Below are 13,346 nucleotides of genomic sequence, written 5' to 3'. Positions count from 1 at the left end.
ATGCAAACACTAACGATTATATCGCATACTGAACATTATAAACTTCCTGATGGTACAATCGTTGGTTTGGGATCTACTGTAACCGAAATTAATCAGTTACTTGACCTATTTGACAACATCATTCATGTAGCGATGTTACATGATGAAAGTGCGCCTCCAAGTAGTTTGCCTTATGTTTCAGATCAAATTACTTTTGTTGCAATTCCAGCTTTAGGTGGACCAAAATTTAGTGATAAGCTCTCTATATTATGGAAAATACCTTCCGTTTTAAAAACGATAAGGTTGGCAATTTCTAAATCAGATTCCTTTCAATTTAGAGCACCTACTGGCATTGGTGTTTTTGTTATTCCGTATTTGGTAGTGTTTAGTAGAAAAAAAGGCTGGTTTAAATATGCAGGAAACTGGAAACAAAAATCGGCACCATTGGCATATCGTTTTCAACGTTGGATTCTGAAAAATCAAAGTCGAAAAGTAACTATAAATGGTATTTGGAATGATCAGCCAAAGCAATGTTTGTCGTTTGAAAACCCTTGTTTAACTCAAGAAGAATTAGAGCTAGGACATGAAGTTATACAACAAAAACAATTTAAACCTGGTGCTATAGATTTCTGTTTTGTCGGACGCTTAGAGGATGAAAAAGGCGTCGGTCTATTGATAGATGCTTTTATGGATTTACCTGAAGCAGAGAAAGCTAAAATAAATACTATACATCTTGTTGGCGACGGTAAATCAATGTCGGACTATAAACTTAAAGTAAACAATTGCGGACTTAATTTCAGGTTTCATGGATTTTTGTCGCGTCAAGATGTACATAAAATATATCAAGTGTCACATTGCATGATTCTGCCTTCAGCTAATGAAGGATTTCCAAAAGTTGTTTCAGAAGCTATGAATTATGGGTGTTTGCCTATAGTTTCAGATATTTCCTCTATAAGTCATTATATAAAAGATGAAGTCAACGGTTTTTTGATATATCCCATAACTCCTGAGAATTTAGCTAAAAAGATTAAAATCGTTTTAAATTTGACTGATTCTGAGTATTCTCAGATGGTTACATCACAAATCAATGAACGAATTAAGTTTACCTATTCATATTATAACACTAGAATTAAACATGAAATACTTGATGTTTAAATTGTATAAAAATCTTGTAACGCTTGCTGATTTTTTTTCAGAATGTTTTGCAAACCAATTATTTATTAGGTCTTACAAAAAAAAAAAATTACATTTATCGCTTGTTGCTATCAAATCAATTATTAAATGATTTTTAAAAAAATATCTTGGTATTTTAAGCGTCACCCATTTCTGTATAAGGCTCGTTTTAAATTACTATCTAAAAACTCGAACATATCTGAGATTAAAGATCAAACTTATAATAAGACCAATGATAAGAGAGATATCCCAAAGTTTTTTTATGAAATTAATGATGTTATTTTTAAAGATTTTAAACCTGAAACAGATTTAGAGTTAATTAAACATCTTAGTATTTGGTTGCAAAATCATATTAAGGGAGGACCAGGACTCAGTGAGCCATCAGATGAAGCATTGCGAATTATGCTTTCTGGAAAAGGAGGTGTTTGCAGTGATATAGCTCAGATTTTTAATAATTTTTGTGTGATTAATGATATTCAAGTACGTGAATGGGGAAATACAAGAGCTCCATTTAGTAAAGATTACGGCGGACATTCTTTCAATGAAGTTTACATAAAGGAACGGGAAAAATGGATTTTAATAGATGTATCATGTAGCATGTTTTTTTACTATGACAACTTTGAATTGTCTGTGATTGAACTCTTTCAATTAATCCGAGACAAAAATCAGGTTGAGTTTAAGTCATTTAATTTGAACCAGACTTGCAATAAAAAAAATATTCAAAGAAATTATCTTAATCCAAACATTATTCCTTTTTTGATTTGCAATTATTCCAACAAGGTATATGATGCTTATCTAAGTTTTTTTAGACCTTATATACCAGTGTTTATTATACACTTTATTATACTTTTGTTCGGAAAAAGTTATCACTATCGATTTCCAATAGATAATTACAAGAAAATATTTTCTTAAAGTTTTATCTTGTCACAGATTATTAATTTTATGAAACAAATAGGTGAAAACTAATATTACCTACATATCTGCTATTGCTTTACACATTTTTATAGGAATAATTATCTATTATAATGAAGCTTTAGCCAAAGTTTACTTTGCTGTAGCTTTAACCTTTTTTGTATCCAGAATTATACTTGCGCCACAGAATACAAAAACACTGGAGGTTTTAAAAGCTGCTTCGTATTTTGTTGGAGCTGAGGTGTTTCTTAGATTAACAAGAGGATCAATATCCTACGAAGCTGGAAAATATTTAGTAATCATTTTCATGTTAATGGGTATGTTATTCAAAGGTGTGTCAGGTAAAGCCTATCCATATCTTTTATATATTATGCTTTTGGTTCCATCAATCTTTGTGGCTTCTACGACTTTGAGTTTTGATGCTAATTTCAGAACTAATATTGCTTTTGTACTCAGTGGTCCAGTTTGTTTGGGAATTGCAGCTTTGTTTTGTTACGATAAAAAAGTAACCTATCAGCAACTCAATAAGCTGTTAGTATATATGGTCTTACCTTTAATATCACATACTGCCTACATCTTTTTTTATAATCCAAGTGTGCGAGAAGTTATAACCGGAACAGGATCTAATAGAGATGCTTCTGGAGGCTGGGGAGCAAATCAGGTATCTACAGTTTTAGGATTAGGAATGTTTATCATGGCAGTTAGATTATTTACTAAATCACCTACTTTAATTCTCAAAATTTTGAATATTGCTATTTTCTGTGCTATTGGTTATAGAGCTATAGTAACATTTAGTAGAGGAGGAGTTGTAACAGCTATTATTGCCATTATTGCTTTTGTGATTATTTACTATGGCAGAGTGTCTAAAAAGAAGAAGTCAGAGATATTAATGCTTTCAGTGATTTTTTGTTTCAGTATGGGTTTCACTTGGTTTATAAGTTCAACTCAAACAGATGGTTATATCGATTTAAGATATTCTAATAAAGACCATTTGGGGAGGGAGAAAACAGATGTCACTACAGGTAGGGGAGAACTATTTAAAAATGAGCTTTCTGGGTTTATTTCTAATCCATTTTTAGGTATTGGTTCAAGTCGAGCCAAAGACCAACGAATTGAAACTGATGGTCAAGGTGTGACATCTCATAGTGAAGTAAGTAGAACTTTAGCAGAACATGGTATGTTTGGAGTAGTTATGCTTATCATATTGTTATTTAAACCTATTGATTTTAGAAGTAAAAATAAACGGAATTATTATTTCTATGCATTTTTATGTTTTTGGTTTGCTACTATAAATCATTCATCAATGCGAATCGCTGCACCAGCTTTTATATATGCATTAGCACTTTTAAATGTAACGAATGAAAAAAGTCCTATACATAGGAAACAACTTAAACAATAAAACATCTAATTTATCTGGAATCCAGATTTTAGGGCCTTTGCTCGAGAATGAAGGATACGTAATGCATTATGCATCTTCGAAGTCTAATAAATTATTACGGCTATTGGATATGGTTTGGACAACTTTGAGATTGTTTAAACGCTTAGATATAGTTTTAATAGACACCTACAGTACTCAAAATTTTTATTATGCTCTAGTAATTAGTCAGTTGTGCCGGTTTTTAAATCTAGATTATATTCCAATTCTTCACGGTGGGAATTTAGCTTCAAGATTGAATAGTCATCCTAAATGGAGTCATCTTATTTTTGATAACTCAAAGTGCAATGTGTCACCATCATTGTTTTTAAAAGAAGTATTTGAAAATGCTGGTTTTAAGAATATCATTCATATTCCCAATACCATTAAAATTGAAAATTATCCATTTGAACACAGAAATTATGATGCGCCAAAATTACTGTGGGTGCGTTCATTTTCAAAAATTTATAATCCTGAATTAGCGATACTGCTTTTTAAAAAACTGAAAGATACATATCCTAAAGCAAGCTTATGTATGGTTGGTCCAGATGCCGACGGATCTCTAAATACAGTTAAAGCATTAGCACATCAACATCATCTAACTGTAAAATTTACCGGTAAATTAGAAAAGAAACAATGGGTGAGCTTATCAAAGGATTACAATATCTTTATAAATACAACAAACCTGGACAATATGCCTTTAAGTGTTATTGAAGCAATGGCTCTGGGTTTGCCTGTTGTTTCTACAAATGTAGGAGGTATGCCTTATTTAATTGAAAATGAATTAGATGGTTTGTTAGTACAGCCTAATCATGCAAGTGGTATGTGTTCAGCTGTGATTTCATTATTTAATAATTCTGAAAAAAGAGCGCAATTAATTGATAATGCTCGAAAAAAAGTTGAAAAATTTGATTGGATTGATATAAAATCACTATGGGCTAACGCATTAAGCTCTAATAAGGGTGGAAATCTATCTTAACTTATTATATTTATAAATAATTTAACAAATGACTAAAAAGAAAGGCATTCATTTTGAAATATCCGAACGTAAGATTCTTTTAAGGATCTTCGATATTTTATTCATATTTGCCGGACTTTACCTTATTGAATTGTTTTTAGGTTTTGATTATTTAACTTTAAGTAAAGAAAATACCGTAGCACTCATTGTTCTTGTGCTTTACATTTCAATTTTCGGAACCATTTTCGAAATCTATGACCTACAAAAATCAAATAAGCTTGATGTAACGTTTCGAAATATAGTAATTACATCCTCAACTACTGTCTTATTCTATCTGTTAACACCATTTTTCACACCTTTTTTGCCTGAAAACAGATTGAAAATTATTTACTTTTATTTGATTATCATAGTGATGTTGTTTTTATGGCGCTTAGCTTATACGACTTTAATTTCGTCTCCTCGGTTTTATAAAAAAGTGCTTTTAGTTGGTGAAATTTCTAATATTGAGAATATAATCAAACCTTTGAACGAAACTGATCCAAACTATAAAATCATTGGGTTTATCAATTGCGAAAAAGAAACAGATGATCCTATTAAATTTAAAGGTTTAAAAGAGTTTCAGCCAAATGAACTTATGGATGTTATTCAGAAATATAAGATTTCAGAAATACTTGTAGCCAGCTACGATTCTGAAACCATAACACCAGAAATTTACCATGATTTAATCAATTTATTAGAACACGGATTTACAATTAGGGAATACACCCAGGTTTATGAAGAAATAACCTATAGAGTTCCTATACAATTTGTAGGAAAGGACTTCTACAAGTATTTTCCATTTAGCAGAAGTAACCAAAATACCTTATATTTATTTTTTCACCGAACATTTGATATCTTGTTTTCTGTTATTGGCTTGCTTATTGGATTTCTTTTACTTCCCTTGATTTTACTGGGAAATCTCATAGCTAATAGAGGACCATTATTTTATATGCAAGAGCGTGTTGGAAAAAATGGAAAAATATTTAGAATCATGAAGCTACGAAGTATGATTGTAAATGCTGAAAAAGATGGTGCTAAATGGGCTCAGAAAAATGATGTAAGAATTACAACTTTTGGTAAATTTTTAAGACGTTCCCGATTAGACGAAATTCCACAATTTATAAATGTTTTAAAAGGAGAAATGAGCATCATTGGTCCACGACCTGAACGTCCATTTTTCGTGAATGAATTGTCTAGAATTATTCCCTTTTACGAAACCAGACATATTATTAAACCAGGACTTACAGGTTGGGCTCAAGTTAAAACAAGGTATGGTTCTTCAGTTGATGATAGTCTAACCAAGTTACAATACGATTTATATTACATAAAGCATAGAAGTATTTTCTTAGATTTAAATGTTGTGGTAAAAACTTTAAGTACAATATTATATTACAGAGGACAATAGCTTAAAGGACTTGCCTTTTTTTTCTATAAAACCCAATAAGGAAAACAAACAACATAATAAAAATTGAAATTCTGGCAATATAATCTCCTGCTAGAACATAAAAGGTAAGTTTGTCATTTGTAGTAATTTGTCCGTCCAAAGCACCTTTTTGATTATATGCTAATTGACTCGTAATGTCTCCTCTAGCATTAATAAATGCAGAAATACCTGTATTGGCACTTCTGGCAATATCTCGTCTGGTTTCAATAGCTCTTAATCGAGCTAAACTTAAATGTTGCTTATGACCTTGTGTGTCATTCCACCAGGCATCATTGGTAATAATGGCTAAAAAATTCGCATCATTTCTCACATAACCTGTAACAAATTCACCATAAACAGATTCATAACAAATAATAGGAGCAGCTTTAGACTTCTTGTTGGAAGAAGTGAAAACTCCTCTGTAATTTTGAGTGGTTTTCATAGCAACCGTACCACCAAGGTCAATTAGCGCATCACCAACTATGGGTTTTAAAATATCTTGATACGGAAAGTTTTCAATGCCGACTACCAATTTCGATTTATTATAATACTGAACACTATCGCTTGAGTTGATGAGGATGGCGGAATTGTAATCGTCATACCATGTGTTTTCGTTATATTGATTAGTCTCAGAGCGTACTTTCGATGCATCTCTAATCACATCAATAAAAGACATGCCTGTTAACAAATTCACATGAGGATACTTGCTTACATATTGATCTAATTTGTTTTTTAAAAGTGTATGTTCGAATTGTCTTAATTTAACACTTTGAGCAAATACAGTTTCGGGAGCTAATATAAAATCTGTGGCATCTGAGATTTTCGTATCAGATAGTTCAGTGAAAATATCAACCATCTTCAAATTAGACATGTTATATTTTTCTGAATAAGGATCTATATTGGGTTGCAGAGCTATGACATTAACAGTTTCACCTTCATGACTGTAATTCATATACATTACTGAAGATATACCAATTGGGACTAATACCAAAGCAGCAAACTTTAAAGTAAAAGACTTTATATAAGTTTTAGAGGGTTCTTCGTGATAATTGAGAATACTTTTGAAAATAAAAACGTTTACTAATAATACCCAGAGAGTGCCTCCAAATGTTCCAGTATATTCATACCATTGAATCCAGGTGATAAATTCTGAAAATCCATTTCCCAAATTGAGCCAAGGCCATGAGAATTCCCAGTGTAAATGAAGTTTTTCAAAACTAATCCATAAGGTTACTAAAAAAAGCAGTGACCTGTTAATTGATAAACGTTTAGCATATTTATGATATATCAGGAATACGATTGCCATTAATGCCGAATTCACAAAAATAGCAAAGGCTGCTCCAAATGCACTGGCATAAACCAGCCAACTCGTCGTAAAGAGATTCCATATAAAAAAAGTAAGATAAGAGAAGCCAAAAATCTTGAGACCTTTGCGTTTGGTTTCAGAGTGTCTTACATTGTATTCCATAAGTAGGAGTGGTACAAATGCAAAAAATAATACTAAGGGAAAACCATAGGTTGGCCATCCTAATACAAATAAAAATCCTGAGGCTATTGCGAGTAAAAGTTGCTTCACTATCTAAAGATACTAAAATCGAGCTTTAAAGAAAATACATTGCTATACAGTGCGACACTTTGATCACCAATATCTGTAAATGCATAATCGACGTAAATCCCTTTGTATTTAAAACCTAGTCCTAAGCTAGGTTGAAAAGTGAGACTTTCTGAGTTGTCTAATTGTAACTCATTTTGGAAATTTCCAACGCCAGCCCTTAGAAAGACTAAATCTGTGTAACCAAATTCAAATCCCAGTGCAGGATTGAAACTAGCAAACGAACTAGATATAATATCATTATTTTGTTCAAACCGTACATTTAAATCAAAAGAGGCCAGTAAAGAGTAGTCATAATGAAAGATGAATTTTTTAGACATTCCAATCTGTAATTTTGGAATAGTAAGTTCAGTGCTTTCTGGAACCGTTTGATTTTGACCTTCAATCGCATTTTGTATATCTTCTAACTTATCGTCATTAAAAGACCATGCATTGAACGTAGTTGTAATATCTCTGGCCATGATGCCAAATTTCCAGTCGTTTTTAGACTCAAACTGTATACCAACATCTAAACCAAATCCCCAAGAATCAGCAAAATCACCTATAATTCGTCGTACCACCTTAGCATTCACGCCATAACTTAAGCCTGAAATGGGTAAGTCTCTGGCGTATGAAAATGTTAATGCATAATCTGCAGTAGAGAATAAGCTAACACGATCGTAGTTGATATTTCCTTGATCATCTATCAATTGCGTGGTATCTAAAATGTCATCCACACCAAAACGAATCAAGGATAAGGCAATTGCACTTCGGTCATCTAACGGTTTTGCAAAAGCGATGTAATTATAATTGGCAATATTGGCAAAATAACTAGAATGCATAGCAGCTAATTGGTTGTCTTCCAGATTGACTAATCCAGCAGGATTCCAATAGCCTGAATTAACATCTGCCGTATGAGAAACTACAGCATTACTCATGCCTAAAGCAGCAGCATCTACACCAATATTTAAAAACTCATTTGAGTATTTACGAGTTGTTTGAGCAGAACCTATGAGTGTCATTAATGACAGTACAATAAGTAAGTATTTCTTCAACAGCAAAATTTTTTTACAAAGATGCACAATATTTTTCATCTATTAAACTGCAAAATACAGTAGTTATTGCCTTCTGTTTGTATAAGTCGTAAATAGTTTGTTATTTTTACACAAATCTTATGCATGTCAGTAAAAAAGTTCATTCCTAATTTTGTAACACTTCTTAATTTGTTCTGTGGAAGTATTGCAGTAATTTTTGCAGTTCACAACAATTTTGTTGTAGCTGCACTTTTCGTTTTTTTGGGTATTTTCTTTGATTTTTTTGATGGTTTACTGGCCAGAAAACTAAAGGTCCAAAGTGAATTAGGAGTACAGCTTGATTCGCTTGCAGATATGGTAACTAGTGGATTGGTTCCTGGAATAGTTATGTTTAAACTTATTTCAATAAGTGTAGATGCGCCAGATTCAATGCATATTGATGATTGGAGTTCGACTACAGATTTTTATGGATTACGATTAGTGCCTTTAGCATTGATAGGTATATGCATTACGCTAGCTTCAGCTTACCGATTAGCAAAATTTAATATTGATGAAGATCAGCAAACTTATTTCAAAGGTTTACCAACGCCAGCAAACACACTACTAATCATGTCATTGCCACTAATAATGGAATTTCAAAATAATGCCATGTTTAATACACTCGTTTTAAATCAATGGTTTTTAATAGCACTGACTATCGTAAGCTGTTTTTTGTTAAATTCAAATATCAAACTATTTGCACTAAAATTTAAAAACTTCACCTTTAAAGATAACCCATTCCGATATATTTTAATTAGTATAAGCGTTTTGTTAATGATTGGGTTTCATTTTATTGCGATACCATTAATTATCATCCTTTATATTAGTCTTTCACTAATTAAAAATGTAACAACCAAATAATATACTCTAACAATTAATTACCAAGAATGGCATCAGGATTTTTTGCATTATTAGATGATATTGGAGCACTTATGGATGATGTGGCTGCCATGAGTAAGATTACCACTAAAAAGACAGCCGGTATTTTAGGTGATGATTTGGCTGTAAATGCTGAAAAAGCATCAGGTTTTGTTTCATCGAGAGAAATACCTGTGCTTTGGGAAATAACGAAAGGTTCTATGTTAAATAAACTTATCATTTTGCCTTTAGCTTTTTTACTGAGTGCTTTCTTACCTTGGGCTGTAATTGTAATACTTGTGCTTGGAGGTGTTTACTTGGCTTATGAAGGTGCTGAGAAAATTTATGAATACATCATACCTCACAAACATGAAAAAGTCGTAGAACTGAAGGATGATTTATCAAAAGAAGAACTCTTGGTTTTAGAAAAGTCTAAAATTAAATCAGCAATAGTCACTGATTTTATTCTTTCTGTTGAAATTGTAATCATAGCATTAGGAACCGTTGTCGGACAAGAATTATTATTTCAGATATTAGTAGTTTCAGTTGTTGCAATTATTGCTACTATAGGTGTTTATGGAATTGTAGCATTGATAGTGAGAATGGATGATTTCGGATTTCGATTAATTAAGTTAAGCAATGGAAAAAAGGGTGTTTCCTACGCTATCGGAACTTTTTTAGTCAAGGCATTACCTATAATAATCAAGAGTTTGTCTGTAATTGGTACAATAGCCTTACTATTAGTTGCAGGAGGAATATTTATTCATAATCTAGAATTTTTACATCACTTCTTAGAAGGTCTTCCGTCAATTATTAGAGATTTCATTGTGGGATTGCTTGTAGGCGTAGTTACGCTTGCTGCCGTTAAACTTCTAAAGATTATTTTCAGGAGTCTTTTTCCGAAGAAAATGAATTAAATTCAAGTTTAAATTTAGAAATGTAATTTCTTTTTACGCAGTTCGAAGTTTTGGCCTAAATACACTTTTCGTACCATGTCGTCGTTGGCTAATTCTTCAGGTTCTCCAGCTTTTAGAATACTTCCTTCAAACATTAAATAGGTTCGGTCTGTAATAGCTAAAGTTTCCTGTACGTTATGATCAGTAATTAAAATACCGATATTCTTTTTGGTAAGTTGAGCAATGATTCGCTGAATATCTTCCACAGCAACAGGATCAACACCTGCAAAAGGTTCATCCAGTAAAATAAAATCAGGATCTGTAGCTAATGCCCTGGCAATTTCAGTACGACGACGTTCACCTCCAGATAATAAATCACCTCTGTTGGTACGAATATGACCTAAACTAAACTCATCAATAAGAGACTCCATTTTATAATGTTGTTCTTTTTTACTTAGTTTGGTCATTTGAAGCACGCTCAAAATATTATCCTCGATACTCAGTTTTCTAAATACCGAAGCTTCCTGAGCTAGATAACCAATGCCGTTTTGAGCACGTTTGTACATTGGAAACGAGGTTATGTCAGTATCATCAAGAAAAATTTTACCACCATTAGGTTTGATAAGGCCAACGATCATATAAAAAGACGTCGTTTTTCCTGCTCCATTTGGACCAAGCAAACCAACGATTTCTCCTTGATTAACTTCTAAAGAAACATCCTTAACGACTTTTCTTCCGCTGTAGGATTTCATTAAATTATCGGCTCTTAATTTCTTCATGGTTGCTAAAATAGTAAAATAACGAGGACTTACTTTCTCTTTATTATAAGTTTAACGCTTCGTTTCTAAAGCATCCCAGTACTCATAAGCACGTCTCAAATGTGGAATTACGATAGTACCACCAACCAAAGTTGCAATCCCTAGTGCTTCAACAACTTCTTCTTTTTTGAGGCCTTCATTATAACTTGCTTCTAAATGATATTTGATGCAATCATCACAACGTAACACAGTTGAAGCAACAAGGCCCAATAATTCTTTAGTTTTTTTATCTAAAGCACCTTCAGCAAATGCATTGGTATCTAAATTAAAAATACGTTTGATAATTTTATTATTATCTGCTAAAATGGCATCATTCATTTTAGAACGATAGTCATTAAATTCAGTGACGATATCAGACATTAGCTTTTTTCTTTTTATTGAGGTTTCTTAATACAACTTTTGAAATATAAATACTCACTTGATACAGTATCAGAATTGGAATAGCCACGATGATTTGACTGGCAAGATCAGGAGGTGTAATGATTGCTGATAGTACTAATACGATCACCAAGGCAAACTTTCTGTACTTCCTCATAATCTGAGGTGTGACTAATCCAACCTTCGTTAAGAAATAAATAATGATTGGTAATTCAAACACCAATCCGGAAGCCAAACTTGAGGATCTTATGATTGAAATATATGAACTGATATCAAACTCATTCGAGATTTCAGAACTAACACTGTAATTCCCTAAAAAGTTAATAGACAATGGTGTTACAACATAGTAACCAAATAATACGCCAAGGAAGAACAAAAAGGAGGTCATGAAGATGAATCCTTTGGAATATTTACGCTCTTCACTTCTTAACCCTGGACTAATGAAACTCCATAATTGATAAATAACATAAGGGAAAGCAAGTATAAAACCGGCAAATATGGATGTCCAAATATCTGCTGAAAACTGTCCAGCCATGGTTCTACTTTGTACTTTGAACGGAAATTCAGCAGCACAAAACGTGGTATCATTAATGCCTATAAATTGTGACGCCTGACATAACCATTTATAGGTAGGGAAGTCCATTCGCTTTGGCGCAAAAATAATATGCTCGAAAATAAATCCACTAAAAATAAATGCAACAGTAGCACAAATTAAAATTGAAAGTGTGATGCGTATTAAATGCCATCTTAAGTCTTCAATGTGATCCAGAAAAGACATTTCATCGGTATTCTTTTTTCCCATTATATAATGCCTTCTTTAATTAAGTCATGAATATGTATAACGCCTGCATATTCACCATTGTTTTCAACCAATAATTGAGAAATACCATGCGCTTCCATTAATTCCATAGCATCAATGGCCATAGCATCTTCATCAATTCGTTTTGGGTTACTACTCATAATTTCTTCAGCAGTTAAGTGAATAAAATTCTCGCTTTTAGTTAACATTCTTCTTAAATCTCCATCAGTAATAATTCCTACAATTTTATTGTCGTTAACAACTGCTGTAACGCCAAGCATTTTTTCTGAAATCTCAACTATCACATCTTTAGCAGAGGTATTGAGTTCTACTTTAGGCTTTTCATTTACAGATGATAAATCACTTACACGCAAATATAAGCGTTTTCCTAAGGCACCTCCCGGATGATATTTAGCAAAATCCTGACTGGAAAACCCACGAAGCTCCAATAAACAAATAGCTAAAGCGTCTCCCATAACCAATTGTGCAGTTGTGCTGGTTGTAGGAGCCAGATTATTCGGGCAAGCTTCCTGTTCTACATAGGTGTTGAGGATAAAATCAGCCTGAAGTGCTAAAAATGATTTGTCGTTACCAGTTATGGCTATCATCTTGTTTTTAGCATTTTTTATCAGTGGCACTAAAACTTTTATTTCAGGTGTGTTTCCACTTTTAGAGATGCAAATCACCACATCGTCTTCCAGGATTAACCCTAAATCACCATGAATGGCATCTGCAGCATGCATAAACACTGCAGGCGTTCCTGTAGAGTTCAAAGTTGCTACTATTTTATTAGCGATAATCGCACTTTTTCCAATTCCGGTAATAATAACGCGTCCTTTGGAGTTGTATATTAATGATACAGTATTTGCAAAATCATCAGTTAGTAAATTACTAAGATTGGCTATAGCATCACGTTCTAAATCTATGGTTTTTCTGGCCGTTTTCAGGATAGATTGAATACTGTTCAAAATTAATTTTTTTTGAGTTTGATGGGTTTAAAGAAATTGTTATCTTTAGTCTTATGCAAATGTATCA

General features: G+C 32.6%; 13 protein-coding genes. 7 read left to right on the top strand and 6 right to left on the bottom strand.

Features of this window, described 5'->3' with window-relative positions; translation table 11 throughout:
* From TD18_RS08390 to TD18_RS08370, 5 genes are all read left to right on the top strand, one after another.
* Positions 1-1,134: a glycosyltransferase gene (locus TD18_RS08390; protein WP_040251183.1), complete on the top strand. Its 1,134-nt coding sequence runs from the start codon at positions 1-3 to the stop codon at positions 1,132-1,134.
* A gap of 126 nt (positions 1,135-1,260) precedes the next feature.
* On the top strand, positions 1,261-2,064 hold the full coding sequence (locus TD18_RS08385) for a transglutaminase-like domain-containing protein (protein ID WP_052461096.1): 804 nt from the start codon (positions 1,261-1,263) through the stop codon (positions 2,062-2,064).
* A gap of 43 nt (positions 2,065-2,107) precedes the next feature.
* Positions 2,108-3,463, top strand: coding sequence for an O-antigen ligase family protein (locus tag TD18_RS08380; protein ID WP_040251181.1), 1,356 nt, complete (start codon positions 2,108-2,110; stop codon positions 3,461-3,463).
* Complete coding sequence (locus TD18_RS08375; protein ID WP_040251179.1) at positions 3,423-4,457, top strand: glycosyltransferase family 4 protein; 1,035 nt, start codon at positions 3,423-3,425, stop codon at positions 4,455-4,457. The genes TD18_RS08380 and TD18_RS08375 overlap by 41 nt, the downstream gene beginning before the upstream one ends.
* A 28-nt stretch (positions 4,458-4,485) precedes the next feature.
* The gene (locus tag TD18_RS08370) at positions 4,486-5,880 is read left to right on the top strand and encodes an exopolysaccharide biosynthesis polyprenyl glycosylphosphotransferase (protein ID WP_040251177.1); all 1,395 of its coding nucleotides are present in this window, start codon (positions 4,486-4,488) and stop codon (positions 5,878-5,880) included.
* A 1-nt stretch (position 5,881) separates the two neighbouring features.
* Here the strand turns inward: TD18_RS08370 and lnt are convergent, their stop codons facing one another.
* The gene (lnt, locus tag TD18_RS08365; protein WP_040251174.1) at positions 5,882-7,474 is read right to left on the bottom strand and encodes an apolipoprotein N-acyltransferase; all 1,593 of its coding nucleotides are present in this window, start codon (positions 7,472-7,474) and stop codon (positions 5,882-5,884) included.
* Positions 7,474-8,544 (bottom strand): putative type IX sorting system protein PorV2, encoded by a 1,071-nt coding sequence (locus TD18_RS08360; protein WP_040251942.1) that lies wholly within the window; start codon positions 8,542-8,544, stop codon positions 7,474-7,476. The genes lnt and TD18_RS08360 overlap by 1 nt, the downstream gene beginning before the upstream one ends.
* A gap of 123 nt (positions 8,545-8,667) precedes the next feature.
* Here TD18_RS08360 and TD18_RS08355 point away from each other — a divergent pair, with 123 nt between their 5' ends.
* Complete coding sequence (locus tag TD18_RS08355; protein ID WP_040251172.1) at positions 8,668-9,423, top strand: CDP-alcohol phosphatidyltransferase family protein; 756 nt, start codon at positions 8,668-8,670, stop codon at positions 9,421-9,423.
* A 26-nt stretch (positions 9,424-9,449) separates the two neighbouring features.
* Positions 9,450-10,337, top strand: coding sequence for a DUF808 domain-containing protein (locus TD18_RS08350; RefSeq protein ID WP_040251169.1), 888 nt, complete (start codon positions 9,450-9,452; stop codon positions 10,335-10,337).
* Between the two features lie 14 nt (positions 10,338-10,351).
* Here TD18_RS08350 and lptB read toward each other — a convergent pair whose 3' ends face one another.
* The 4 genes from lptB to TD18_RS08330 are packed head-to-tail and all read right to left on the bottom strand — an operon-like array spanning position 10,352 to position 13,279.
* Positions 10,352-11,095 (bottom strand): LPS export ABC transporter ATP-binding protein, encoded by a 744-nt coding sequence (gene lptB, locus TD18_RS08345; RefSeq protein ID WP_040251166.1) that lies wholly within the window; start codon positions 11,093-11,095, stop codon positions 10,352-10,354.
* A 51-nt stretch (positions 11,096-11,146) separates the two neighbouring features.
* A complete protein-coding gene (locus TD18_RS08340) occupies positions 11,147-11,494 on the bottom strand; it encodes a carboxymuconolactone decarboxylase family protein (RefSeq protein ID WP_040251165.1) in 348 nt (115 codons plus the stop codon).
* Positions 11,487-12,314, bottom strand: a complete 828-nt coding sequence (gene tatC, locus TD18_RS08335; RefSeq protein ID WP_040251162.1) for a twin-arginine translocase subunit TatC — start codon at positions 12,312-12,314, stop codon at positions 11,487-11,489. The genes TD18_RS08340 and tatC overlap by 8 nt, the downstream gene beginning before the upstream one ends.
* Entirely contained in the window at positions 12,314-13,279 is a 966-nt protein-coding gene (locus TD18_RS08330; RefSeq protein WP_040251159.1) for a KpsF/GutQ family sugar-phosphate isomerase, read from the bottom strand. Before TD18_RS08330 ends, tatC begins: the two co-directional genes overlap by 1 nt.
* Positions 13,280-13,346: the final 67 nt, after the last annotated feature.

Origin of the sequence: Psychroserpens mesophilus, from assembly GCF_000826645.1 — a bacterium.
Lineage (GTDB): Bacteria > Bacteroidota > Bacteroidia > Flavobacteriales > Flavobacteriaceae > Psychroserpens > Psychroserpens mesophilus.
This window is presented reverse-complemented; position numbering and strand designations above follow the sequence as displayed.

Excerpts from the sequence above, each read along its gene's own strand:
- TD18_RS08390 (WP_040251183.1), top strand. The coding sequence starts at position 1 with ATGCAAACACTAACGATTATATCGCATACTGAACATTATAAACTTCCT.
- TD18_RS08385 (WP_052461096.1), top strand. The coding sequence starts at position 1,261 with ATGATTTTTAAAAAAATATCTTGGTATTTTAAGCGTCACCCATTTCTG.
- TD18_RS08375 (WP_040251179.1), top strand. The coding sequence starts at position 3,423 with ATGAAAAAAGTCCTATACATAGGAAACAACTTAAACAATAAAACATCT.
- TD18_RS08370 (WP_040251177.1), top strand. The coding sequence starts at position 4,486 with ATGACTAAAAAGAAAGGCATTCATTTTGAAATATCCGAACGTAAGATT.
- TD18_RS08355 (WP_040251172.1), top strand. The coding sequence starts at position 8,668 with ATGTCAGTAAAAAAGTTCATTCCTAATTTTGTAACACTTCTTAATTTG.
- TD18_RS08350 (WP_040251169.1), top strand. The coding sequence starts at position 9,450 with ATGGCATCAGGATTTTTTGCATTATTAGATGATATTGGAGCACTTATG.
- lptB (WP_040251166.1), bottom strand. The coding sequence starts at position 11,095 with ATGAAGAAATTAAGAGCCGATAATTTAATGAAATCCTACAGCGGAAGA.
- TD18_RS08340 (WP_040251165.1), bottom strand. The coding sequence starts at position 11,494 with ATGTCTGATATCGTCACTGAATTTAATGACTATCGTTCTAAAATGAAT.
- tatC (WP_040251162.1), bottom strand. The coding sequence starts at position 12,314 with ATGGGAAAAAAGAATACCGATGAAATGTCTTTTCTGGATCACATTGAA.